Source organism: Frondihabitans sp. GW821-FHT04F02 (assembly GCF_059420045.1).
Genome location: NZ_JBWKSZ010000001.1, coordinates 1 through 22,953 on the forward strand (window position 1 = coordinate 1; position 22,953 = coordinate 22,953).

General features: G+C 71.4%; 20 protein-coding genes. 14 read left to right on the top strand and 6 right to left on the bottom strand.

Features of this window, described 5'->3' with window-relative positions:
• Positions 1–335 precede the first annotated feature (335 nt).
• A complete protein-coding gene (locus AC07TY_RS00005; RefSeq protein WP_494783935.1) occupies positions 336–1,160 on the top strand; it encodes a helix-turn-helix domain-containing protein in 825 nt (274 codons plus the stop codon).
• 131 nt (positions 1,161–1,291) lie between these two features.
• Here the strand turns inward: AC07TY_RS00005 and AC07TY_RS00010 are convergent, their stop codons facing one another.
• Positions 1,292–1,969 carry an SDR family oxidoreductase gene (locus AC07TY_RS00010; protein WP_123505117.1) on the bottom strand — a complete coding sequence of 226 codons (678 nt, stop codon included), beginning with the start codon at positions 1,967–1,969 and terminating at the stop codon, positions 1,292–1,294.
• A gap of 244 nt (positions 1,970–2,213) precedes the next feature.
• Here AC07TY_RS00010 and AC07TY_RS00015 point away from each other — a divergent pair, with 244 nt between their 5' ends.
• The 5 genes from AC07TY_RS00015 to AC07TY_RS00035 are packed head-to-tail and all read left to right on the top strand — an operon-like array spanning position 2,214 to position 10,939.
• Positions 2,214–3,536 carry an ABC transporter substrate-binding protein gene (locus AC07TY_RS00015; protein WP_123505116.1) on the top strand — a complete coding sequence of 441 codons (1,323 nt, stop codon included), beginning with the start codon at positions 2,214–2,216 and terminating at the stop codon, positions 3,534–3,536.
• The gene (locus tag AC07TY_RS00020; RefSeq protein ID WP_488626676.1) at positions 3,536–4,540 is read left to right on the top strand and encodes a carbohydrate ABC transporter permease; all 1,005 of its coding nucleotides are present in this window, start codon (positions 3,536–3,538) and stop codon (positions 4,538–4,540) included. Before AC07TY_RS00015 ends, AC07TY_RS00020 begins: the two co-directional genes overlap by 1 nt.
• The gene (locus tag AC07TY_RS00025; protein WP_488626675.1) at positions 4,537–5,400 is read left to right on the top strand and encodes a carbohydrate ABC transporter permease; all 864 of its coding nucleotides are present in this window, start codon (positions 4,537–4,539) and stop codon (positions 5,398–5,400) included. The genes AC07TY_RS00020 and AC07TY_RS00025 overlap by 4 nt, the downstream gene beginning before the upstream one ends.
• The gene (locus tag AC07TY_RS00030; RefSeq protein WP_494783936.1) at positions 5,397–9,896 is read left to right on the top strand and encodes an alpha-galactosidase; all 4,500 of its coding nucleotides are present in this window, start codon (positions 5,397–5,399) and stop codon (positions 9,894–9,896) included. Before AC07TY_RS00025 ends, AC07TY_RS00030 begins: the two co-directional genes overlap by 4 nt.
• 29 nt (positions 9,897–9,925) lie before the next feature.
• Positions 9,926–10,939: a LacI family DNA-binding transcriptional regulator gene (locus AC07TY_RS00035; RefSeq protein WP_494783937.1), complete on the top strand. Its 1,014-nt coding sequence runs from the start codon at positions 9,926–9,928 to the stop codon at positions 10,937–10,939.
• Between the two features lie 150 nt (positions 10,940–11,089).
• Here AC07TY_RS00035 and AC07TY_RS00040 read toward each other — a convergent pair whose 3' ends face one another.
• Entirely contained in the window at positions 11,090–11,845 is a 756-nt protein-coding gene (locus tag AC07TY_RS00040; protein ID WP_494783938.1) for a YqjF family protein, read from the bottom strand.
• Between the two features lie 161 nt (positions 11,846–12,006).
• Between AC07TY_RS00040 and AC07TY_RS00045 the strand changes: the two genes are divergently transcribed.
• The 3 genes from AC07TY_RS00045 (at position 12,007) to AC07TY_RS00055 (ending at position 15,821) form a co-directional block, all read left to right on the top strand.
• The gene (locus AC07TY_RS00045; protein ID WP_494783939.1) at positions 12,007–14,049 is read left to right on the top strand and encodes an MDR family MFS transporter; all 2,043 of its coding nucleotides are present in this window, start codon (positions 12,007–12,009) and stop codon (positions 14,047–14,049) included.
• A gap of 11 nt (positions 14,050–14,060) precedes the next feature.
• The gene (locus tag AC07TY_RS00050) at positions 14,061–14,696 is read left to right on the top strand and encodes a TetR/AcrR family transcriptional regulator (protein ID WP_488626670.1); all 636 of its coding nucleotides are present in this window, start codon (positions 14,061–14,063) and stop codon (positions 14,694–14,696) included.
• A gap of 168 nt (positions 14,697–14,864) precedes the next feature.
• Positions 14,865–15,821: an NAD-dependent epimerase/dehydratase family protein gene (locus AC07TY_RS00055; RefSeq protein WP_494783940.1), complete on the top strand. Its 957-nt coding sequence runs from the start codon at positions 14,865–14,867 to the stop codon at positions 15,819–15,821.
• Here AC07TY_RS00055 and AC07TY_RS00060 read toward each other — a convergent pair.
• Positions 15,818–16,624, bottom strand: a complete 807-nt coding sequence (locus AC07TY_RS00060) for a TspO-related membrane protein (protein ID WP_488626668.1) — start codon at positions 16,622–16,624, stop codon at positions 15,818–15,820. The genes AC07TY_RS00055 and AC07TY_RS00060 overlap by 4 nt on opposite strands.
• 103 nt (positions 16,625–16,727) lie before the next feature.
• Here AC07TY_RS00060 and AC07TY_RS00065 point away from each other — a divergent pair, with 103 nt between their 5' ends.
• Genes AC07TY_RS00065 through AC07TY_RS00075 form a run of 3 tightly spaced genes read left to right on the top strand, consistent with a single transcriptional unit; the run spans position 16,728 to position 19,628 of the window.
• Complete coding sequence (locus AC07TY_RS00065) at positions 16,728–17,729, top strand: SDR family oxidoreductase (protein ID WP_494783941.1); 1,002 nt, start codon at positions 16,728–16,730, stop codon at positions 17,727–17,729.
• Positions 17,726–19,177, top strand: coding sequence for a phytoene desaturase family protein (locus AC07TY_RS00070; protein WP_494783942.1), 1,452 nt, complete (start codon positions 17,726–17,728; stop codon positions 19,175–19,177). Before AC07TY_RS00065 ends, AC07TY_RS00070 begins: the two co-directional genes overlap by 4 nt.
• A gap of 10 nt (positions 19,178–19,187) precedes the next feature.
• Positions 19,188–19,628: an SRPBCC family protein gene (locus tag AC07TY_RS00075; RefSeq protein ID WP_494783943.1), complete on the top strand. Its 441-nt coding sequence runs from the start codon at positions 19,188–19,190 to the stop codon at positions 19,626–19,628.
• Here the strand turns inward: AC07TY_RS00075 and AC07TY_RS00080 are convergent.
• Entirely contained in the window at positions 19,625–19,858 is a 234-nt protein-coding gene (locus tag AC07TY_RS00080) for a hypothetical protein (protein ID WP_233579825.1), read from the bottom strand. The genes AC07TY_RS00075 and AC07TY_RS00080 overlap by 4 nt on opposite strands.
• A gap of 31 nt (positions 19,859–19,889) precedes the next feature.
• Here AC07TY_RS00080 and AC07TY_RS00085 point away from each other — a divergent pair, with 31 nt between their 5' ends.
• Positions 19,890–20,342: a MarR family winged helix-turn-helix transcriptional regulator gene (locus AC07TY_RS00085; RefSeq protein WP_494783944.1), complete on the top strand. Its 453-nt coding sequence runs from the start codon at positions 19,890–19,892 to the stop codon at positions 20,340–20,342.
• Positions 20,343–20,349: 7 nt separating this feature from the next.
• Here the strand turns inward: AC07TY_RS00085 and AC07TY_RS00090 are convergent, their stop codons facing one another.
• Positions 20,350–20,841, bottom strand: a complete 492-nt coding sequence (locus AC07TY_RS00090; protein WP_494783945.1) for a hypothetical protein — start codon at positions 20,839–20,841, stop codon at positions 20,350–20,352.
• Positions 20,842–20,902: 61 nt separating this feature from the next.
• On the bottom strand, positions 20,903–21,304 hold the full coding sequence (locus AC07TY_RS00095) for a DUF7882 family protein (protein WP_488626664.1): 402 nt from the start codon (positions 21,302–21,304) through the stop codon (positions 20,903–20,905).
• Between the two features lie 274 nt (positions 21,305–21,578).
• On the opposite strand from AC07TY_RS00095, the gene AC07TY_RS00100 reads away from it, so the two are divergent.
• Positions 21,579–22,943, top strand: coding sequence for an amidohydrolase family protein (locus AC07TY_RS00100; protein WP_494783946.1), 1,365 nt, complete (start codon positions 21,579–21,581; stop codon positions 22,941–22,943).
• The last annotated feature ends 10 nt before the right edge of the window (positions 22,944–22,953 follow it).

Sequence of the window (22,953 nt, forward strand, 5' to 3'; positions counted from 1 at the left end):
TCCACGTTCAAGACCGACGCCGTCAAGCCCGGACTCCTCGTCGGCACCGCCACCATCGCCGCCCAGATCGCCGAGTAGCACCCACCATCACTGAAGAGCCCGCCGCCATCGCGGCGGGCTCTTCCGTGTCTCCGACTGCGCCGCGCCCGAGGGTCGACGGCGGGAGGAAGTCTTCACCGGGCTCGCCCGGGGGAGATCAGTCCGGGGATTGGATGCTCCGGACGACCCGATGGGGCCCGTCACGTCGAGAGGCGCGGCGGGCTTCGGTGCGTCCGCCGCCGTACTGGTAGCGGCGCACCCACCCGGAGTCGGGCGCGATCGGCCTACCGTGGAGCATGACCGAAGAGCCGAACCCCCTCGGCGAGTTCCTGCGTGCGCGTCGCGAGCTCGTCACCCCCGAGCAGGCGGGACTCCCCGTCGTCGGCACCCGCCGGGTCGCGGGGCTGCGCCGCGAGGAGGTCGCGATGCTGTCGGGCATCAGCGCGGAGTACTACCTGCGGCTGGAGCAGGGCCGCTACCGAAACCCGTCGCTGCAGGTGCTGGAGTCGATCGCTCGCGTGCTCCTCCTCGACGACGAGAGCTCCGCGTACCTGCTCGCGCTCGACGCCGAGAAGCCGCGCGTCGCCCGCCGTCGGCCCCAGCGCGAGACGGTGCCCCCGGGTGTCCGGCGGCTGCTCGCGCAGCTCCCGCAGCCCGCGTTCGTCGAGGGACGCTACCTCGACGTGCTCGCCGCGAACCCGATGGCCACGGCGCTGTCGCCTCGCCTGGCCTCAGGGCGCAACCGGCTGCTCGACGTCTTTCTCGACGCCGACGAGCGCGCGCTGTTCGTCGACTGGGAGCCCGCCACCGAGCAGCTGATCGGGCACTTCCGGCAGGCGGCAGGCATGGACACCGACGACCCGAGGTTCGTCGAGCTGGTCGGGACGCTCTCGATCGCGAGCCCGCGCTTCCGGCGGCTCTGGGATCGTCACGACGTCGGCGGGCGGCGGGGTGCGATCCTGCGCCTCGACCATCCCCAGGTCGGCGAGCTCGAGCTCGGCCGCGAGAAGCTGGTCGTCGGCGAGGCCCCGAACCTCACGGTCGCGATCTACCACGCCGAGCCCGGCAGCGAGTCGGCCGAGAAGCTCGCGCTGCTGCAGGCTGTCGCCGTCGCCCCCTGAGCCCCCGACCCCTGAGCCGCGGCCGGTGCCAAGCGCGCACCGCCCGCTGCTCGCGAGATGGCCGTGGCCGTCGGGTCGCGTTGCCGCCCCCGACGCCCACGGCCACCTCGGCGGCGGCATCCGCCGTCGGGTCAGGCGCTGGCGATGCCCAGGACCCGGTGGCCGACGGCGATCTGCTCGCCCGACGTCGACGAGAGCGGCGACGCGAGGAAGGCGATCAGGTCGGCGATCTGCTGCGGGCTCGACTGGCCGGCTCCCGCGCGCGAGACCTCGGCTCGGGGCTCGTCGGCCACGACGCCCGGGTTGACCGTGTTGACGGTGATGCCCGAGCCGGCGAGCTCGTCGGCGAGGTTCTTCGCGACGATGTTCAGCCCCGCGTTGCGGATCGACGCCGTGATGTTGCCGGTGAAGTACGCGTTCTGCCCCGAGACGCCGATGATCCGGCCGAAGCCGCGCTGCCGGAGGTGGGGGATCACCTCGTTCGCGGTGCGCAGGAAGGTCATCGCCTTGCCGTCGAACGCGCTGAGCACCTGCTCCGGGTCGGAGAGCCGCTCCGCGTCGAGCGTCGACGCGCTCGGGGCGGCCGTCACGATCAGGCCGTCGAGGTGGCCGTGCTGGGCCACGGCGGCGTCGACCCCCGCTTTCACGGACGCAGGATCAGCACCGTCGATCGCGATGCCGTCGACGGCGTGGCGCGACGCCGAGATGGCGATGGCCCCCTCGGCGCGGAGCCGGTCGACGATGGCGGAGCCGATGTAGCCGGCGCCGCCGAGAACGAGGTAGACGCGGTCGGAGATCTGAAGGTCCATGGCTCGACGCTACCCCCGGGGCCCGTCGTCACGATTTTGATAACGTTTTCAGGGGCACCCCTTGCGCCGCCCGAGTTCTCTGATAACGTTTTCAAAAATCGACGGACCGGCACCCTCCGCCCCACCTGACGAAGCCGTCGGGCACTGCGGCCGGCGGCTCCGTCGACCCCGTCTCGCTGCCCACCCGGCGGCGATCTCGGCGACCCCGCACCACTAACCCCTCGCTACGAACTCAGGACACTCAATGAAGAAATCCTCCCTCGCGACCGGCCTGGCGCTGGTCGCCTCGGCCGCCCTCCTCCTCACGGGCTGCGCTTCCGGCGGCAGCCTCTCGGGCTCGGGCGGCGACGACTCGGGCAAGGTCGTCTGGAACGACCCGGGCAAAGACCTCTCCGGCGTGACGCTCACCTACGGCGGCGGCGTGGCCGGCGGGCCCATCGACCAGGTCATCAAGGCCTTCGAGAAGAAGACGAACGTGAAGTTCAAGAAGGTCGCCTACCCCGACCCCTACGAGCAGAGCCTGCTGACGAAGGTCGCGACCGGCGACAAGCCCGACCTCGCCAGCTGGCAGCCGACGACGAGCGAGCTGACGGCCCTGCAGGCGCCGACCAACCTGCTCAGTCTCGACGGGGCGCCGTGGCTCGAGAAGATCGACCCGTCGGTCCGCGACATCACCGGCTTCGTCGGCAAGACCCGCTACGCCGCGCTCGTCACCTCGCCGAGCGTCATGGGCATGTACTACAACAAGCAGGTCTTCGAGGACGCCGGCATCACCGACGAGCCCACCACCTGGGACGAGATGCTCGCCGACGCCAAGAAGATCAAGGCGGACGGCGGCACCGCCTTCTACGAGGCCGGCGCTACTCAGTGGCCGACCCAGTGGTGGCCGCAGGCCCAGCTCGGGTCGAAGGCCCCGACCTTCTGGAAGGACGTCAACGAGAACAAGCAGCAGTTCACCTCGCCGACGATGCTCACCGCGATCCAGAACTACAAAGACCTGATCGACCAGGGCTACTTCAACTCCGACATCAAGACGGGCACCTTCGAGAAGCAGGCGACCTCGCTCCTGTCGGGCAAGGTCGGAATGGTGCTGCAGGTGAACTCGTACCTCAACCAGATCCAGACCACTGCGTCGACGTCCGAGATCGACAAGAAGCTCGGCTGGTTCCCGATCTCGGGGGACGGCGCCATCGGCACCAACATCCCCGACAACAGCAACGCGGTCGTGGCCTTCAAGACCGGCGACGCGAAGCGCGAGGCGGCCAGCCGTCAGTTCCTGAACTTCTGGATGACCACCGACTACGCCTCGTTCATCAAGGCCGCCGGCACCCCGTCGATCGAGACGGGCGTCGACAGCCCCGCCGGAGTGCCGAAGATCGCCGACACCATCGCGGCGTCGCTCGGCACGTCGGTCGGCTCCATGCAGTCGCTCGCCATCGCCAACCCCGACCTCTACATCAACCTCGCCAACATGATCCAGGGCACGCAGACCCCGGAGCAGGTCGCCGAGACCACGCAGAAGCAGTTCGCCCAGCTGGCGAAGGCCCAGGGCGCGAAGGGATTCTGATGACATCCGCCACCGAAGCGCCGAACTCCGACGTGCTCCGTCGAGACGCCGGCCCTGCCGAGAGGCCGGGCCGGGCTCCCGGAGGGCCGTCGAAGACCGAACGGCACAACACGAAGAAGCTCCGCTCGCTCGCGCGGGCTCAGGCGAGGTCGTACCCGGCCTGGTTCCTGATCCCGGCGTTCGCGATCCTCGCGGTCTTCTTCTTCGTGCCGACGATCCTCAACTTCGTCTACGCGTTCACCAACTGGTCGGCCTTCCACCCGGGCGTCGCGTTCATCGGCTGGGACAACTTCGTCTCGCTGTTCAGCGACGGCCAGGTGCTGGTGTCCCTGCGGACGACGCTGATCTACGCGCTTCTGGTGGCGGTGTTCCAGAACCTCTTCGGGTTCGTCCTCGCGCTCTTCCTGGAGAAGGACACGCGGCTCAACCGCACGGCCCGCGTGTTCTTCTTCATCCCCGTCCTGATGTCGTCGCTCGCGGTCGGCTACATCTTCCAGGCGATCCTGCAGCCCGACGGCGCCCTCAACGGCTTCCTCGGCCTGTTCGCCGGCCACTCGGTCTCGATCCCGTGGCTCGGCTCGACGACCTGGACCATCGTGGTCGTCGCCCTCGTCCAGTCGTGGAAGTTCATGGGCTTGAGCATGCTGATCTACCTGGCCGGCTTCAAGACGATGTCGGAGGACGTCCTGGAGGCGGCGAAGATCGACGGCGCCTCCTGGCTCCGCACGCTCCGCAGCATCAGGTTTCCGCTGCTCGCCCCGGCCCTCACCTTCAACGTCGCCACGGCGCTGCTCGGCTCCATGAACGGCTTCGACGTCGTCCAGGGCACCACGAAGGGCGGGCCCGCCCAGACCACCGAGGTGCTCAACATCTTCATCTACCGCACGTTCGGCCAGGGCCTCTACGCCCAGGCGACGACCATGAGCCTCATCCTGTTCCTCGTGGTGATCATCATCGCGTTCCCCGTCATCAAGTTCCTGCGCAAGAGGGAGGAAGTCCTGTGACCGCCATCGGAAGAACCGCTCCCGTCCGGACGTCGCGCCGCCACGCCCGCGACTACGTCCGGCCCATCGGGGTCGTCATCGTCACGCTCGTCGTGGTCGGCATCCCGATGTGGATGGTGCTCGTCAACTCGTTCAAGACCACGGGGGAGTCGCAGTCGCCGAACCTGGCCCTGCCGAAGGTCTGGAACATCGCCGAGAACTACGCCCAGGTCTTCACGCAGGGCGACATCGTCGGCGGCTTCCTCGGCAGCCTCCTGGTCACGGTGCCGAGCGTCGTCGGCGTGCTCGTCGTCGGCTCGGCCGCGTCGTGGGTGCTCGCCCGCCGTACCACCCGCGTCATGTCGTTCCTCTACTCGGTCGGCATCTCGGGCATCGTGCTCCCGCCCGCCGTGATCACGATCGTGCTCACGCTCAAGAACCTCGGCCTCGCCGGTACCGTCCTGGGCATGGTCGGCGTCTACATGGGCATGTTCATGGCGACGGTCATCTTCTTCGTGACCGGATTCGTCCGCAGCATCCCGGTCGAGCTGGAAGAGGCCGCCCGCATCGACGGCGCCCGCCCGACCCAGGTCTACCTGCGGATCATCCTGCCGCTGCTCGGCCCGGTCATCGCGACCGCGACGATCCTCGTCACCCTCAGCGTCTGGAACGAGGTCTTCTACGCGTTCTTCGTGCTCGGCGGCGGCTCGACCTCGACCCTCCCGCTCAACCTGTTCCAGGTCGCGTCGCAGACGCAATACACCCAGAACTGGAACCTCATCTTCGCGTACGTGGTGATCATGAGCCTTCCGATGCTCATCGTCTTCATCGTTGCCCAGCGCCGGATCGTCTCCGGCATCACCGCAGGAGCAGTCAAGTGACCCTCGCCCCCGAGCGCACGTCGGGCCGCCTCGACAGCGTGACCATCGAGTTCGGCAACGACGACCTCGAGATCGTCCTGAGGCAGGATCCGGGCGAAGCCCTGCGCGTCCTCCGCCTGGGGCGCCGCGGGTCCGCCGCCGATGCGCCGTCCGGCCAGCCTGCCGTCGAGGTCGTCACCGTCGACTCGGGGCACGCTCCGTCGACGTCGCGGCTGACGCTGGGCGACGTGAGTGCGCGGCTGCGCTACGCCTCCCACGTCGAGGAGGTCGACGAGCGGGGGTGGCGGTCGCTGGTGGTGACCCTCGAGGAGGACGGCCTCGCCGGCGGGCTGTCGGCGTTCCTGCGCCTCTCGCTCCCGTCGACGGGCCTCGCCATCCGCTCGACCGTGCGACTGGAGAATGCCGCGGGCGCAGGAACTCGGGTCGTGCGCTCGGTCGCGAGCCTCGCGCTCCGGATCGGGCTCGGCGACGCCGCGGTCTCGAGCCCCGACGGCCTCCTTCTCGCCAGCGCCGCCAGCGACTGGATCGGCGAGGCGCGCTGGTCGCGGAAGCCGCTCCGCGAGGCGGGTCTCGCCGACCTCCGTCTCGCCGAGCACCGGACCGGCAGCCGCGGCGCGATCGTCGCCGCCTCCGAGGGCACCTGGTCGACCTCGCGGGCACTGCCCACCGGCGTGCTCGAGGCCGTGTCGGGCGGAGCACTTGCCTGGCAGATCGAGCACAACGGCGGCTGGCGCTGGGACATCGGCGAAGACGAGCAGGGCACCTCGCTCGCCCTCTCGGGCCCCACCGACGCCGACCACCAGTGGCTGGGCGTGCTCGCGGCCGGCGAGTCGCTCGAGACCGTCCCCGCGACCGTGGCCGCCGGCGACGACCTCGAGGGCGCCATCGCGGCCCTCACCGACTTCCGGCGTGCGGCCCGGCGCCCGCACCCCGACGACGCGGCGCTCGGCGTGGTCTTCAACGACTACATGAACACGCTCATGGGCGACCCGACGACCGAGAAGCTGCTGCCGCTCATCGACGCGGCCGCCGAGACCGGCGTCGAGTACTTCGTGATCGACTGCGGCTGGTACGACGACGACTCGGGCTGGTGGTACTCGGTGGGCGACTGGCAGCCGTCGACCGTGCGGTTCCCCGGCGGTCTCGACCGCGTCATCGCGCACATCCGCGACCGCGGCATGATCCCGGGACTCTGGTTGGAGCCCGAGGTCGTGGGCGTCACGAGCCGAGCCGCCGACTCGCTGCCGGCCGACGCCTTCCTGCAGCGGCACGGGGTGCGCATCGTCGAGCACGGCCGCTACCACCTGGACTTCCGGCACCCGGCCGTCGTCGCCCACCTCGACGAGGCCGTCGACAGGCTGGTGACCGAGTTCGGCGTCGGCTACTTCAAGCTCGACTACAACATCAACCCGGGCGCCGGCACCGACGTGGCCGCCACGAGTCCCGGGGCGGCCCTGCTCGACCACAACAGGGCGCACCTCGCGTGGCTCGAGTCGGTGCTCGATCGCCACCCCGGGCTCGTGCTCGAGAACTGCGGGTCGGGCGCCATGCGCATGGACCAGGCGATGCTCCAGCGCCTGCAGCTGCAGTCCACGAGCGACCAGCAGGAGCCCGAGACGTACCCGCCCATCGCGGCGGCGGCTCCGCTCATGATGCTCCCGGAGCAGGCCGCCAACTGGGCCTACCCGCAGCCGGGCATGGGCGACGAGGAGCTGGCCTTCACCCTCTGCACCGCCCTTCTCGGGCGCTTCTACCTCTCGGGCCACGTCGACACGATGTCGATCGCGCAGACCACCCTCGTCGCCGAGGCCGTTGCCGCGCACAAGCGCATCCGCGCCGATCTCGCGGTCGGGCACGCGTCGTGGCCGCTCGGCATCGACCAGTGGGACGCCCCCTGGGTCGCACTCGCCATCGGCTCCGCCGACGCGCGCTACCTGACGCTCTGGCGCCGCGCGGGCTCCGTCGCGACGATCGAGGTGCCGCTGCCCGACCTCCGCGGTCGCGAGCTGTTCGTCGACACGGTCTTCCCCGCGCGACTCGACCCGTGGCAGACCGAGTGGGACGCCGCCGCAGGGATCCTGCGCGTGCGCGCCACCGGCGGCGAGGTCGCCGCGCGCACCTTCCGGCTGACGACCGAGCGGCCCGCTGTCACCGTCGTCGTCGACGCGACCCAGACAGGCAGCGACGTCCACGGCGGAGCGGCCGGCATGCTCTACGGCCTCGGCGAGCCCGGCGTGCCGTCGCGCGCGCTCGTCGAGGGAGTGAAGCCGCGCACCATGGCTCAGAAGGCGCCGGGCGGAGCCCAGCACCCCGGCGGCGACGCGGCGGTGCTCGCCGACGGCTACTTCGCCGCCGGCGGCGAGGAGATGGTCGTCTACCTCCAGGACGCCCTCCGCGAGTGGCCGTACGAGCAGCTCGGCATCGACGCCTACGCCGACCTCGTGCGCGACCTCGTCGGCCGGGTGGCCGATCGCCGCCGCTTCACCTGGGTGCCCTTCAACGAGGGCGACTGGATCTGGTACTCCGACTGGTCGGAGGCGGGCCGCGCCCGGTTCCTCGCCGACTGGGCGACCGTCTACCGCGCGATCCGCGAGGTCGATCCCGGCGCACGCATCGCCGGCCCCAACGAGTCGCAGTACTTCCCGGCGCGCGTGACGGACTTCCTGGAGTTCGCCCGCGACGAGGGCGTCCTGCCCGACGTGATGAGCTGGCACGAGCTCTCGCCGTCGTCGCTCGAGCGCTACCCGGCGCACTTCGCCCACTACCGCGCCCTGGAGCGCCGGCTCGGCGTCGGCCCGCTGCCGATCAACATCGACGAGTACGGCAACAAGCGCGACATGTCGAACCCCGGCCAGCTGATCCAGTGGCTGGCGCTGTTCGAGGGCACCGGGGTCGACGCCGACCTGGCCTACTGGACCATGGCGGGCAACCTCGACGACCACGCGGTCGGCACCAACCAGGCCAACGGCGGCTGGTGGCTCCTGCACTGGTACGCCTCGCTCCGAGGCCGCACCGTCGGCGTGACCCTCCCGCACGCCGGCGTCCGCGACAGCGTGAGCGCGCTCGCCGCAGTCGACGCCGACTCGCTCGTGCTCCGCGTGATCGTGGGCGGCACGGCAGACGAGGTCGACCTCGAGCTGCGAGGCGTCGACTGGGCGGGGGAGTCCGCGCGCGTCACCGTCTCGCGCACGACGTGGACGGGCTACGAAGGCGACGCAGGAACTCCTCCGATCATCCTCTCCGCCGAGACGCCGGTGACCTCGGGTCGGGCCTCCGTGCGCCTGCCGGGTGGCGACCCGCAGGCCGCGTACCTCGTCGTCGTGACTTCCGCAGGCCCCGGCGCCGCCCCCGCGGTGGCGCCCTGGTCGGCAGCCGTCGGCGTCGAGTCGGCGCGCATCGTCCAGGCGCCCCTGCGTCGCCACGGCGACGACCCGCAGGAGTACACGGGAGCCGGCCGCTATGCCGTTGCGGGCCTCCCGCACGCGGCGAGCTCGGTCGAGTTCGACGTCGCCGTGCCGGAGGCGGGCGAGTACCTGCTGGGGCTCGTCTACGGCACCGACGCGCGCCCCGGCCTGGTCGAGCTGCTCGTCGACGGCGTCTCGCTCGGCGGCATCGAGCTGCCGGCGACGCTGTCGCGGTTCTACTTCGGCCGGGCCGACGTGCCGGTCGAGCTCGCCGAGGGGTCGCACCGGGTCATGGCCCGCCGTCGCGCCGACGACGAGTCGGGAGCCGGCGATGTGGCGATCGACGGCCTGCGGCTCGCCCGCGCGACGACGGGCGGCACGCAGCGCCACGGGGCGCTCGACGCCTGGCTCGACGAGGGGGCGGAGCTGGTGCACGAGCGCGAGGGCGCCCTCACCGGGCCGGTCGCGGTTCGGGTGGGGCCGAGTTCCTGCGCCCGGTTCTTCGTGGCGGTCGCGCACCGGGGTGCGCACTGGATCTCGGTGGCGACGAGCGCAGGAACTCCCCGCCTCGCCGTCGACGGCAGGTTCGTGCCGCTGGACTCCCACGGCTCGGCCACCGTGGCCCTGCCCCTCGGGCTCTCCGTCGTGACGGTCGGCGCCGCCGATGCCGCCGTGGTGGAGCACGTCGACGTCACGGCGTCGTCGACCCCGCCCGTCGCCGTCTGGGATCTCGGTGCGGGCGCCGAGCACTCCCTGCCGCTCGACGCCTCCGTCTCGCCGGCGGGCGGGGGTCGTGCAGGCGAATACCTGCTCACGATCGAGTTCGCGAACGCCGACCGCGCGACCGGTCACCTCTACAACGCCGACGTGATCACGAGGTTCCTCGAGCTGAGCGCCGGCGACGCCGTGCAGAGGGTGCCGTTCCGGTTCACGTCGTCGTGGGAGAGCCCCCGCGAGATCAGCGTTCCCGTCACCATCGGCGTCGGCGTGACCGAGCTGCGACTCGGCGCCGTCGACGGCGCACCCGGTCCGCGGCTCGTCCGGGCGACCCTCGACGCGTTCACCACCGGGGTCGCGGTCGTCGGATCGTGACGGAGGTCAGCCAGTACAGTGGGCACACCATGTCGCGTGCCACTGCAAAGCCGGCCAGCATCGCCGACGTCGCCCGTGTCGCCGGCGTCTCCGTGCCGACCGTCTCGCGCGTGCTGACCGGCGCGGCGAAGGTGTCGCCCGACAAGCGCGACCGGGTGCTGCTCGCCATCGACGAGCTCGGCTACCGGCCGAACGGCGCCGCGCGCGCCCTCGTCAGCGGCAAGCAGCGGATCATCGCCGTCATGACCAGCGAGACGGCCATCTTCGGCTACTCCGCGACGATCCAGGGGATCGAGACCGCCGCTCGCGCCGAGGGGTACTTCGTCGTGATCTCCGTCGTCGAGAACCCCACGGAAGACGAGGCGCAGAGGGCCGTCGAGCTCGTGCTCGGCCAGCCGCTCGCCGGCATCATCGTGCTCAAGTTCGACCCGGTCGGCGTCCGGGTGCTCGAGGCGCTGCCGCCCGACATCCCGCGGGTCGCGGTGTCGGGCGAGGTGTCCGACGAGGTCTCCCAGGCCTCCATCGAGGAGGTCGCCGCCGGCGAGGAGATCGTGCGGTACCTGCTGTCGCTCGGGCATCCGACCGTGCACCACGTCACCGTGCCGGCCTCGCGCGACGAAGACCACCGCACGACCGGCTGGCGCAACGCGCTCGTGGAGGCCGGGGCCGAGGTGCCCGAGATCATCCCGGCGACGTGGGACGCCTCCTCCGGCGTCCGCATCGGCCGCCGCCTCGCCGCCGACGACTCGGTCACCGCGATCTTCTGCGGCAACGACGAGATCGCCATGGGCGTCATCACGGGGCTCAGCGACGCCGGCAAGAACGTGCCCGCAGACGTCAGCGTCGTCGGGTTCGACGATCACCCCCTGGCGCGGATCTGGCGGCCGGGAATCACCACGATCGCCCAGGACTTCCCGGGGCTCGGGCGCCGGGCGTTCGAGCTGCTGCAGGCGCAGCTCGACGGCGATGCCGCGGTCGCGCGGTCGACGTCGCGGCCGCCGCTCGTCGTGCGCGAGAGCGCCGGGCCTCCGCGCGTCCGCTGACGCGCCGCCCGGACGCCGCCGTCGAACCCGCCGGATCGGCACACGCCCGCCGTCGCGACGGCGGGTCTGCGCCGATCCGGCGGGTTCGAGGCAGACCCCGCGAAGCGGCACCCGTGCCGGCGGCAAAGGACCCGCAGCCGCGGCGGGTGCCTACACCGCGCGCCGCGCCGGCAGTGCGAACCGCGTCGACACGCCCCGTGAGTACAGCACCGAGTCGGGCGGCCGCGCCGCGACGCCGGCGAACCCCGTGGCGGCGAGCAGCTCGTCGTCGAGCTCGACGAGGTCGGCCGCCGTCAGGCTCCACGACGCGTGGTGGTTCGGCCAGAACCGGGTGCGGCCGCCGCGCGCGACGTGCATTCCCCAGCGGGCGGTGAGGAAGTCGGCGAGGGGGTCGTCGACGACGGCGCCGGGCCGCGGGCGCACGACGACGCGGGTGCGGGGGCGGGGCACGGGGCCGTCGGCGGCGGGCCAGTTCCTGCGGCTGGAGTAGGCGATGAGCCCGCCGCCGCGCACGATCGACATGTCGGCCCAGGTGTACGGCAGCCCGAGCCCGACGCGGGCCGTGACGACGGGGATGAGCTTCGACGCCTCGAGGGTGCGGAAGACGACGCTGCGGCGTCCGTCGGGGCCGACGCCGTAGAGCCGCATGTTGGTCTCGGCGAAGCGGCCGAGCCACGGCACCGGCGGAAACGGCCCGATTGCGGAGCGCGACAGCTCGAAGGGGATGAGGCCGACCCAGCTGGACCCGTCGAAGACGTCCGGCTCGACGCCGGGTGGCAGGTGCGGCGCCACCAGGGCGGGGTCGACGCGCCAGTGCAGAAAAGCGAGGTCGCCCCAGTGCTGCGAGATGACGGCGCGACCGGGCAGCGCCGGGGCGAGACGGCTGAGGGGTTCGGGGGCGGGCACCGGTCGAGCGTACGCGCCGCACATCCGACCGGGCATTTGCGTTGACGGCACTTATGCATGGTGTGTAATCTTGCAACCCTGCAAAACGTCGCCCGCCTCCCGTGCGCGCACTCACCGCAGCGACTTCCGACACCGCACCCCAGCACGCCCCGAAGGACCCCATGTCGACAGCTACCGCACCGCGCCCGGTGCAGACCACGGACGGCTCCAGCCGCCCGATCATGTCTCACCGCCAGATCCTCCTGGTCATCTACGGCCTCATGGCCGGGATGTTCCTCTCCGCTCTCGACCAGACCGTCGTCGGAACAGCGATCCGCACCATCGGCGACGACCTCCACGGTCTCAACCAGCAGGCCTGGGTCACCACGGCCTACCTGATCGTCTCGACGATCTCGACGCCGATCTACGGCAAGCTGTCGGACATCTTCGGCCGACGCCCGCTCTACATCTTCGGCATCTGCATGTTCATCCTCGGCTCGCTGCTGTCGTCGTTCTCGACGACGATGCTGATGCTCGCCGGGTTCCGCGCTGTCCAGGGCATCGGCGCCGGCGCGCTGATGTCGCTGCCGCTGGCCATCATGGGCGACATCCTCGCGCCGCGCGAGCGCGCCAAGTACCAGGGCTACTTCCTCGCCGTCTTCGGCATCTCGTCCGTCATCGGGCCGTTGATCGGCGGCCTGTTCTCGGGCGCGAACGAGATCCTCTTCATCTCCGGCTGGCGCTGGGTGTTCCTCATCAACGTGCCGATCGGAATCGCCGCGCTCCTCATGGTGATCGCCTTCCTGCACCTCCCGAAGGTCGGCGAGAAGCGCAGCCCGCGCATCGACTGGCTCGGCGCCACGTCGGTGATCCTCACCCTCGCTCCGCTCCTCCTCGTCGCCGAGCAGGGCCGCACCTGGGGCTGGGGCTCCGGCCAGGCGATCGCCTGCTACGTGATCGGCCTCGTCGGCCTGGTCGCCTTCCTCGTCATCGAGACGAAGATGAAAGACGACGCGATCATCCCGCTCAAGCTCTTCCGGTCGAGCACCTTCTCGATGGCCACGCTGCTCGGCTTCCTGGTCGGCTTCGCCATGTTCGGCGCGATGCTGACGATCCCCCTCTACCTCCAGATCGTCACCGGCCTCACGCCCACCGAGTCGGGCTTCGCTACCCTGCCGATGATCGGCGGCCTCATGATCGCCTCGATCGTCTCGGGCCAGATCGTCTCGCGTACCGGCCGCTACCGGATCTTCCCGATCATCGGCACCGCGTTCACCGCCATCGGCTTCGCCGTCCTGACCTTCATGACGATCGATCGACCGCTCTGGTTCCTCATGATCGGCATGTTCTTCATCGGACTCGGTCTCGGCCAGCTGATGCAGACGATCACCCTCGCCTCGCAGAACTCCGTCGCCCCACGCGACATGGGCGTGGCGACCTCGTCGGCCACGTTCTTCCGCCAGATCGGCGGCACGCTGGGCACTGCCGTGCTGCTCTCGGTGCTGTTCTCGCTCCTGCCGACCAACATCGTCCACGCGACGGCCGACAGAGACAACCTCACCGCCGCCCTCGACGCCGCCACGAACCCGACGGTCGCGACCGCGAGCGAGAACGCCGGCGTCATGAAGCAGATCTGGACCCCGATCGTCGCTCCGATCCAGAAGCAGATCCAGGCGGGCCTCGACAAGGGCACCGCCGCCGCGAAGCAGGCCGCCGACGACGCCGTCACCCAGCAGGTGACCGCCGCCGTCGAGAAGCAGGTGGCCGCAGGAACGGTCCCCGCCGCCGCCCAGCAGACCGTGATCGACCAGCAGGTCGCCGCCGCGACCCCCGCCGCGGAGGCCGCCGCCCTGAAGGCCGCTGCGACGAAGGCCCACGCCACCGTGCAGAACGGCGCCCTGACGGTCGACTGGTCGAACGCCTCGCAGCGCGAGCACTACGTCGGCCAGGTCGTCCCGGCGCTCGTCACGCAGCTCGGCAAGGGCACGTCGTCGAACAGCTCCTCGGCAAGCGAGACCAGCGACACGTCGTACCTCAACGGCGCCGACAAGCGCCTCACCCGCCCGTTCATGACCGGCTTCAACGCCTCGGCCGTGAGCATCTACTGGGTCGGGCTCGGCGTCGTGCTCCTCGCGTTCGTCCTCTCGCTGTTCTTCCGCGTCCCGCCGCTGCGCCAGCACTCGGCGCTGCAGGAGCAGTCGAACTCCGCCGCCGCGGCCGCCTGATCGACCGCATCGTGACGACCAGCACGGCGCCCGCCCCCGAGTGGCTCGCCTCGTCCGACCCGGACGAGGCCGCCTCCCTCCGGGCGCGCAAGAAGCAGCGCACCTGGCAGGCCCTCCACGAGGCCGCGACGACGCTCGTGCTCGAGCGCGGCCTCGCCGGAGTGACAGTCGAGGAGATCTGCGCCGAGGTCGACGTGTCGACCCGCACGTTCTTCAACTACTTTCCGTCGAAGGCCGCCGCCGCTGTCGGGCTCACCCCTCCGGTGGTGCGCGACGACGTGCTGGAGCGGTTCCGGCAGGGGAGGGGCCAGGCCGACCTCATCGGCGACCTGTGCGAGCTCGTCGCCCACACCATCGACCTCCCGGCCGACCGGGTCCGCATGAAGCGGCTCATCGACCAGCACCCCGAGCTCGTGCCGACCGTGCACGCGTGGATGGAGGAGCTTCGCGGGGCGATCGTGTCGGCCGTCGCCGAGCGCACCGGAACGGCCGAGCCCGCCGGAGACCACGTGGCGTACGTCGCCGTGGCGTTCGTCATGAGCGCGTTCATGGTGGCCGTGCACGGCGAACCGGTCGTGTCGCGGACGGCGCTGGCCGCCGCGCTGCGCGGGACCGTCGCCGAGATGGTGGCGCTGGCGGGCGGCTGAGTTCCTGCGCTCCTGCGCTCCCAGAAATGCAAGGAGATTCTCACCCTGGGGGCCGCGGCACGGCGATCGACCCGGGGCCGACGTCACAATCTCCTTGAATTTCTCTGCGGCGTCTGCCGGGAGCGGACGGGCCAGCCGCGCCCGGGGCCGGCGTGGTTGCGTGGGGGCATGAGACGCGTGCTGATCCTCGGCGGCACGGCCTGGCTGGCGCGCGAGATCGCCCGCCGGGCCGTCGACAGCGGCGCGGAGGTGGTGTGCCTCGCGCGCGGCGACTCCGGCGACGTGCCCGTCGGGGCCCGCCTGGTGCGCGCCGACCGCCGGCAGCCGGGCGCCTACGACGCGCTGACCGGCGACTGGGACGACGTCGTCGAGATCTCGTACGACGCCGAGCTCGTGCGCTCCGCCCTCGAAGCGCTCGCCGCTCGGGCCGCGCACTGGACGCTCGTGTCGACGATCTCGGTCTACGCCCGCGACGACGAGCCCGGCGCCGACGAGTCGGCCCGGCTTCTCGAGCCCGGGCCCGACGGGTACGGCGAGCAGAAGGTCGCCGCAGAACGCGACACGGCGGACGCGGTGGGAGACCGCCTGCTGATCGCCCGGGCCGGCCTCATCGTCGGCCCCGGCGACCCGACCGACCGCTTCGGCTACTGGCCGGCCCGCCTCAGCCGGGGCGGCGCGGTCGTCGTGCCCGAGACGGACGACCGGTTCGTCCAGGCCATCGATGTCGGCGACCTCGCCTCCTGGATCACAAGCGCAGGAACGCGCCGCCGCACCGGCATCGTCAACGCCGTCGGCGAGCCCGTGCCGTTCGGCATGTACCTCGCCGAGGTCGCCGACGTCGTGGGCTTCGACGGCGCACTCCGCCCCCTCGACGACGCCGCGCTGATCGCCGCCGGAGTCGACTACTGGGCGGGCCCCCGCTCGCTGCCGCTGTGGCTTCCCGCTGACGCGACGGGTTTCGCCCGGCGCTGCAACAGGGAGTTCGTGGCGTCGCGCGGCGTGCTCCGGCCGTTGCGCGAGACGATCGCTCGGACTCTCGTCGACGAGGTCGAGCGCGGTGTCGGCCGGGTGCGGCGGGCGGGGCTGAGCGTCGCTGCGGAGGCCGAGCTGCTGGCGGGCGGCTAGCGGGGCGACGGCACGCGCGCGGGGTGGCGCGATGGGCGCCGGCCCCGGAACACTGCGGTGACGACGAGCACGCCAGCCACGACGACCAGGGCGGCGACCGCCGTCGGCGTCGACTGCGGCGCACCCGAGAGTCGGGCGATGGCGATCCAGACCAGCCCCCACGAGAGCGAGATCGCGGGCGTGAGGCGCCCGTTCCCGACGACCGCCAGCAGGACGCCGACCAGCCCCGCGACGATGACGACGGCGGCCGACCAGGCCTCGGGGGCGATGCCGAGGCCGTCGAAGCCGAGGTCGACGAGCCACGCCGTGACGTTGGCGACCGTCGCGACGCAGACCCAGCCGAGGTAGAGGCCGATCGTGCCGTCGGTGAACACCGCGTCGAGGGGGTTCGTCGAGACGGTCGAGTACGCGATGCGGAACGTGATGCCGAGCACGACGAGAAGCACGACGATGACCGGCACGCTCAGCCACAGCTGGTCGAACTGGATGCTGAGGATCCACGCCGCGTTCAGCAGCAGCGATGCGGCGACCCACCAGCCCAGCCGGCGGTGGCGCTCGGCCGTCGCCTGCGCGGGCACGAACTGCCACACGGCGTAGGCGAGGAGGCCGACGTAGATGATGCCCCAGATCTGGAACGCGCCGGTGCCGGGTGCGACGAGAGTGGCGTCGGCGGCGAGCGCCCCGCCGGCGGCCTCGGCGATCGGCGTGCCGCCGGCCGCGCCGGAGCCGATGAACGACCCGACGATGGCGAGAACGGCGCACACGGCGACGGTGATCTGGCGGATGCGGTCGAGCGTCGTCATGGGGCCATCTTGCCCGGCTCCGCGGCGTTCGGCGCGCGCACTCCTCCCTGTACCCCTCCACAGCGGCGAGTGAGCAGACTGGAGAGCCGACCCAAGGAGTTCCATGCCCGCCAAGATCGCAGTAGTCACCGGAGGAACCGCAGGCCTCGGCCGCGCCATCGTGCGAGAGCTCGCCGAGCGGGGCTGGGACGTCGCGATCCTGGCCCGGGGCGAGGACGGCCTGCAGGGCGCCGCGGCCGATGTGAGGCGCGCTGGCCGGCGGGCCCTGCCCCTCTCGGTCGATGTGGCCGACAACGACGCCGTCGAGGCGGCGGCCGAGCAGATCGAACGCGAGCTGGGCGAGATCGACCTCTGGGTCAACGACGCGATGGCCGGCGTGTTCGGCGAGTTCGTCACCACCGAGCCGCGCGACTTCGAGCGCGCTGTTCAGGTCAACTTCTTCGGCTTCGTCAACGGCACCCGCGCAGCCCTGACGCGCATGAAACCGCGCAACCGCGGCCACATCATCCAGATCGGCTCGGCGCTGGCGCACCGCGGCATCCCGCTCCAGGCGGCCTACTGCGCGTCGAAGCACGCGATCACCGGCTTCACCGAGTCGGTTCTGACCGAGCTGATCCACGACAAGAGCGCCGTGCGCATCTCGCAGGTCGACATGCCGGCGATGAACACCGTCCAGTTCAACTGGGTGAAGTCGCAGCTGCCGCATCACCCGCAGCCGGTGCCCACGATCTTCGAGCCCGAGACGTGCGCCCGCGCCGTGGCCGACGTCGCCGACAGCCCGCGACGTCGCAGCTGGATCGGCGAGCCGACCGTCATGACCGTGCTGGGCAACCGCTTCGTCGCTCCGTTCCTCGACGTGTACCTGGCGAAGACGGGCTACTCCGGCCAGCAGGCTCCTGATAAGAAGGACCCCATGCTGCCGTCCAACCTCTACGAGCCTGTCGCCGGCGACCACGGGTCGCGCGGCATCTTCAGCGACAAGGCGAAATCGACCAGCCCGCAGATCTGGTACACCCAGCACCGCACCGTGTCGTACGTCGCCGCCATCGGCGCTGCGGCGGCCGGCGTCGGCGCCCTCGTGGCCGGTCTCAAGAAGCGCGCGTGACCGACGACGCGATCGTGGTCGGCGCCGGGCCCAACGGCCTGGCGGCTGCGGTCGTGCTCGCGCGCGCCGGCGTGAAGGTCACCGTCCTCGAGCGGAACGACACGATCGGCGGGGGAGCGCGCACAGCCGAGCTGACCCTGCCCGGGTTCCGGCACGACGTCTGCTCGGCCGTGCACCCGATGGGCGCCGTGTCGGGGTTCTTCCGCCGGTTCGAGCTCGACAAGCGCATCCGGATGCTCACGCCGGACGTCAGCTATGCGCACCCCCTCGACGGCGGCCGAGCCGGCATCGCCTACCGCGACCTCGAGCAGACGGTGGCCGGCCTCGGCGTCGACGGCCCCTCGTACCGCCGTCTGCTCGCCGACCTCGTCGACAGGGACGATGCTCTGGCCGAGTTCTCCCTCTCCGCCCTGCTCCAGGTTCCCCGACACCCGGCAACCATCGCCCTGTTCGGACTGTCGATGCTCGATCAAGGCATGCCGTGGTGGAACGAGCGCTGGCGCAGCGACCTGGCACCGTCCATGCTCGCGGGCGTCATGGCGCACGCGATCCGGCCCATGCCCAGCCTCTCGGCGTCGGCGGCAGGCCTCGCGCTGGCTGTGCACGCTCACGCTCGCGGCTGGCCTCTCCCCGAAGGCGGCAGCCAGAGCATCGTCGACGCGATGGCCGCCGACGTCGTCGCCCACGGCGGCACGATCGAGACCGGCGTCGAGGTCGCCTCGCTCGACGAGGTCGGCCACGCCCAGGCGGTCGTGCTCGACGTCAGCGCCCGCTCGCTCGCCGACATCGGCGGCGAACGCCTCCCGGGCTGGTACTCCCGTGCGCTCCGCCGCTTCCGCTACGGCAACGCCGCCTCCAAGGTCGACTTCGCGCTGTCGGAGCCCGTCCCGTGGCTGAACGAGACCGTCCGCCGCTCGCCCACCGTCCACCTCGGCGGAGACCGGGCCGGCGTCGCGCTCTCGGAGCGCCAGGTGGCGCAGGGCCGCCACGCCGACGTGCCGTTCGTCCTGGCCGTCCAACCCGGCACCGTCGACCCGACGCGCGCGCCCGAGGGCAAGGCCGTGCTCTGGACCTACAGCCACGTGCCCCGCGACTCCGACGTCGACCAGACCGAGACGATCACCCGGCAGATCGAGAAGTACGCCCCGGGCTTCCGCGACACGATCCTCGCGTCGGCATCGAAGACGGCGCAGGAACTCGGCAACTACAACCCCAACTACGTCGGCGGCGACATCGCCACCGGCGCACCCAGCGTCCGGCAGCTCATCGCCCGACCGGTCGTCGACGTCGATCCGTGGCGCACGCCCGTCCGCGGCGTCTACCTCGGCTCGTCGTCCGCGCCGCCCGGGCCGAGCGTCCACGGCCTCGGCGGCGCCTACGCGGCGCGGAGCGCTCTCCGCCACGAGTTCTGCATCCACACCCTTCCCGATCTGTCCGTCGGGGCTTGAGAGGAGCACCGTGTCCGTCCGCCACCGCTTCATCGCCGCACCGCCCGAGGCCGTCTTCGAGGTGCTGGCCGACGGCTGGCTCTTCCCGAGCTGGGTCGTCGGGGCCTCGCGGATCCGCGGGGTCGACGACGCCTGGCCCGCCGTGGGCGCAGAGATCCACCACTCCTTCGGCGTGTGGCCGGCCGTCATCGACGACACGACGCACGTGGTCGCGTGGGACGCCCCGCGTCACGCGCACTTCGTGGCTCAGGGCTGGCCGATCGGCGAGGCGACGGTCATCATCGACGCAAAGCCGCGGCCCGGCGGGTGCGTCGTGCGCATGGAGGAGTACGCCTCGAAGGGCCCGGGCCGGCTCGTGCCGGCGCCGCTGATGGCGGCCACCCTGAACGTCCGGAACGTCGAGGCCCTCCGGCGCCTCGCCTGGCTCGCCGAGGGCCGCGCGGGCGTCTAGACGGGGCAGTTCAGCTGCGACGGACGCGACGCGGTGCCGCGCTGGATGTCGTGCAGGCGGAGCGGAGTGCCGCAGACCGGGCACGACGGATCCGCAGGCGCCCGGTACGGCTCCTCCGGGTGCCCGGCGCCGAGCGAGGCCGGGCCGGCGATCGGGTACAGGAAGCGGTTGAGCCGCCCGATGAGGCCGCGGGAGTGCTCGTACGGGTTCGGTGCCTTCTGCTTGTCCACGAATAGTTAGTGTACGCGCTAATCTAGGCGCATGTCGAAGACCGATCTCGCCGACCCGCTAGCCGACCCGCTCGCCCTCGATCGCCAGGTGTGCTTCGCCCTCGCCGCCACCAGCCGCAGCGTGATCGCGCTCTACCGGCCTGTGCTCGAGCCGCTCGGGCTGACGCACCCGCAGTACCTCGTCATGCTCGCCCTGTGGGAGCGCAGCCCGCTCCGGGTCCGCGACCTGGGCGACGAGCTGTTCCTCGAGCCGGCCACGCTGAGCCCCCTGCTCAAGCGGCTCGAGTCGGCCGGGCTGCTCACGCGCGAGCGCAACCCCGGCGACGAGCGGTCGCTCGACGTCGCACTGACACCCGCCGGGCAGGCGCTCCGCGAGAAGGCGCTGGCTGTGCCCGGCCAGATCGTCGAGCGGCTCGGCGTGCCGCTGGCGCAGCTCGAGCGGGTGCGAGACGAGCTGACGGCGCTGCTCGCCGCCACCCGTTGACCGCCGCCTAGGGCGTCGCCTCGTGGTGCGGCGCCCCGTGGGTGCGCCGGTCCTCTTTCATCTCGGCCTCGAAGAGGTGCCGCCTGCCGTCGGCGAGCTCGTCGCGCGCTCGTGCTTCGAACGCCTTGGCGGTGGCGTAGTAGCCGTCGTCGTAGTCCTCGACGATCTGGAAGGTCCAGCGGCCGCGGATGGCGTTGCGGCCGATGACGTCGTGCTCGAGGGCGTCGGCGAGTTCCTGCGCCCCGGCTTCTCTCAGCAGCTCGGCGGCCTCGCCCAGCGCCAGGTCGCCCATGCCGGTCAGGCGGTGGAAGCCGTAGAGGAGGCCGCGGGCGTGCTCGATCACCTCGAGGCCCTCCGAGAGCTTGCCCAGGGCGGTGACCACTTCGTCGCTGACTCCGTCGGGGCGGGTGTGCTGGGGGTCGGGGCCGTCGTGGGAGGGCGCAGGGCCGTCGGAGGAGGGCGCGGGGCCGTCGTGGGTAGTCGCAGTGTCGTCGCTCATGAGTGCAGTGTGCCCGCGGCCCGGGGTGACCGACCGCTCCCTGCGGAAAGCACGGTGCGGATCAGGATCCCGCCGGACGTGCAGCCCGGGTCGCCGTGCCCAGGGGGCGCTCGGGGAGCCCCACCGGCGTCGTGGCGTCGGCGTCGATCGTGACGTCCACGGAGTCGGTCGGCTCGTCGACGACGTACAGGCCGCGTCCCGAGCCGGCGGCTTCGTAGAGCACCTGCAGCCAGGCTGCACTGATCTCGGGCATGCGGCTGCCGGCGAACTTGAAGTGGAGGCCGCTCGCGGGCGTCACCCAGATGGTCGACCGCCCGTCGCCCGACTCGCGGGAGTCCATCCACGAGAACGCGAAGCTCTCGTTCTTGCGGAGCTTGTTGATGATGACTATCTGGAGGTGGGCCAGGGTGCGGTCCTCGATCTGGAGGTCGAGGCGCTCGCTGTTGTAGACCAGGTAGCCCATGGGTGTCTCCTTCGGAGTGTGCGCCCGACCGGACACTCCGAAGGAGCTGTCGAGCGAAGCCCGTGAGACCCCGCTCGTCTCGCACGCCTGATCCATCTAATCGCGCGAGTGAGAATAATCCTCACTCATCGAGATAAACCGGCCTAGGGATGGACATAATCGAGCCTGTCTGTTATGCACCTGTCGAACAGTCGCAGGCGCTCACGCGAGTCGAGTCGCACCCGTTCTCCTCCGTCGATCACGTTGGGGGAGTCGGGCAACTAGTGTCGTCTGCATGCGCATCCTGACCGCCGACCACCTCGTCACCATGAACGCCGCCCTCGACGTGATCGTCGGGGGAGCGGTCGCGATCGACGGCGACGCCATCTCCGCGGTCGGCACGATCGACGACGTCGTGGCGGCGCATCCCGGCGCTGCGCGCGACGACCTGGGCGCCGTCGTGCTGATGCCCGGCCTGGTCAACGCGCACCATCACTCGGGCATGCTGCGCGGCACGGCCGAGCACCTGCCGGTGTGGGAGTGGCTGCGGCTGCACATCGACCCGATGCACCGAGTGCTCCGGCCGGAGGAGGCCGAGGCCGCCGCGTGGCTCTGCTACGCCGAGGGCATCCTGTCGGGCACGACGACGGTCGTCGACATGTGGCGCTACCTCGACGGCGCGGCGCGGGCTGCCGAGACGCTCGGCAACCGGCTGGTGACTGTCAACTACACCGGCGCGCACCCCGACTACGACTACTTCGACACGCTCGACGACAACGAGCGCATGCTCCGCGACTGGAGCGGGGCGGCGAACGGCCGCATCGTGCCGTGGGTCGGCCTCGAGCACCCGTTCTACGCCGACGACGCCGGCCGCGAGCGGGCGATCGCGATGGCCCGCCACTACGACACCGGCCTCTACACGCACCTGAGCGAGTCCGAGATCGAGCTGGCCGAGTTCGACGAGCGGTACGGCGCGCGCCCGATCCAGGCTCTTGAGAAGCTCGGCTGGTTCGATGCGCCGCGGGCGTTCTTCGCCCACGCCGTGTGGCTCGACCAGTCCGAGATCGAGGTGCTCGCAGGCCGGGCCGTCGGCATCTCGCACAACCCCGTCAGCAACATGAAGCTCGCGAGCGGCATGGCGCCCGTCGCCGAGTTCCTGGCTGCCGGGATCCCCGTGGGCCTCGGCACCGACGGCGAGAAGGAGAACAACAACCTCGACATGTTCGAGGAGCTCAAGACCGCGTCCCTCCTCGGCAAGCTCCGCACGATGGACGCCGCCGCCATGGACTCGTGGGAGGTCCTCACCATGGCGACGGTCGGCGGTGCGAAGGCGCTGGGGCAGGAACTGCGGCTCGGCTCTCTCGAGGTCGGCAAGCAGGCCGACCTCATCGCCGTGCGCTCGGACACGCCCCGCATGACACCGCTGATCGGCGAGGGCCCGTACGCGAACGTGCACCACAACCTCGTGCACGCCGTCCAGGGCTCCGACGTGTCGCTGACCATGGTCGCGGGCGCGGTCGTCGCTCGCGACGGCGTCCTCGTGAACGCCGACCTCGCCGAGCTGATCGCCCGCGTGCGCTTGCTCGTGCCCGGCCTCTTCGCCCGGCGCTCGGCGTACCTCGCGTCGGTGGGCGACCCCGACGGGCTCTTCCCCGCCTAGGCGCCCCGCC

Excerpts from the sequence above, each read along its gene's own strand:
- AC07TY_RS00045 (WP_494783939.1), top strand. The coding sequence starts at position 12,007 with ATGTCGACAGCTACCGCACCGCGCCCGGTGCAGACCACGGACGGCTCC.
- AC07TY_RS00055 (WP_494783940.1), top strand. The coding sequence starts at position 14,865 with ATGAGACGCGTGCTGATCCTCGGCGGCACGGCCTGGCTGGCGCGCGAG.
- AC07TY_RS00005 (WP_494783935.1), top strand. The coding sequence starts at position 336 with ATGACCGAAGAGCCGAACCCCCTCGGCGAGTTCCTGCGTGCGCGTCGC.
- AC07TY_RS00090 (WP_494783945.1), bottom strand. The coding sequence starts at position 20,841 with ATGAGCGACGACACTGCGACTACCCACGACGGCCCCGCGCCCTCCTCC.
- AC07TY_RS00100 (WP_494783946.1), top strand. The coding sequence starts at position 21,579 with ATGCGCATCCTGACCGCCGACCACCTCGTCACCATGAACGCCGCCCTC.
- AC07TY_RS00060 (WP_488626668.1), bottom strand. The coding sequence starts at position 16,624 with ATGACGACGCTCGACCGCATCCGCCAGATCACCGTCGCCGTGTGCGCC.
- AC07TY_RS00020 (WP_488626676.1), top strand. The coding sequence starts at position 3,536 with ATGACATCCGCCACCGAAGCGCCGAACTCCGACGTGCTCCGTCGAGAC.
- AC07TY_RS00035 (WP_494783937.1), top strand. The coding sequence starts at position 9,926 with ATGTCGCGTGCCACTGCAAAGCCGGCCAGCATCGCCGACGTCGCCCGT.
- AC07TY_RS00015 (WP_123505116.1), top strand. The coding sequence starts at position 2,214 with ATGAAGAAATCCTCCCTCGCGACCGGCCTGGCGCTGGTCGCCTCGGCC.
- AC07TY_RS00085 (WP_494783944.1), top strand. The coding sequence starts at position 19,890 with ATGTCGAAGACCGATCTCGCCGACCCGCTAGCCGACCCGCTCGCCCTC.
- AC07TY_RS00010 (WP_123505117.1), bottom strand. The coding sequence starts at position 1,969 with ATGGACCTTCAGATCTCCGACCGCGTCTACCTCGTTCTCGGCGGCGCC.
- AC07TY_RS00065 (WP_494783941.1), top strand. The coding sequence starts at position 16,728 with ATGCCCGCCAAGATCGCAGTAGTCACCGGAGGAACCGCAGGCCTCGGC.
- AC07TY_RS00095 (WP_488626664.1), bottom strand. The coding sequence starts at position 21,304 with ATGGGCTACCTGGTCTACAACAGCGAGCGCCTCGACCTCCAGATCGAG.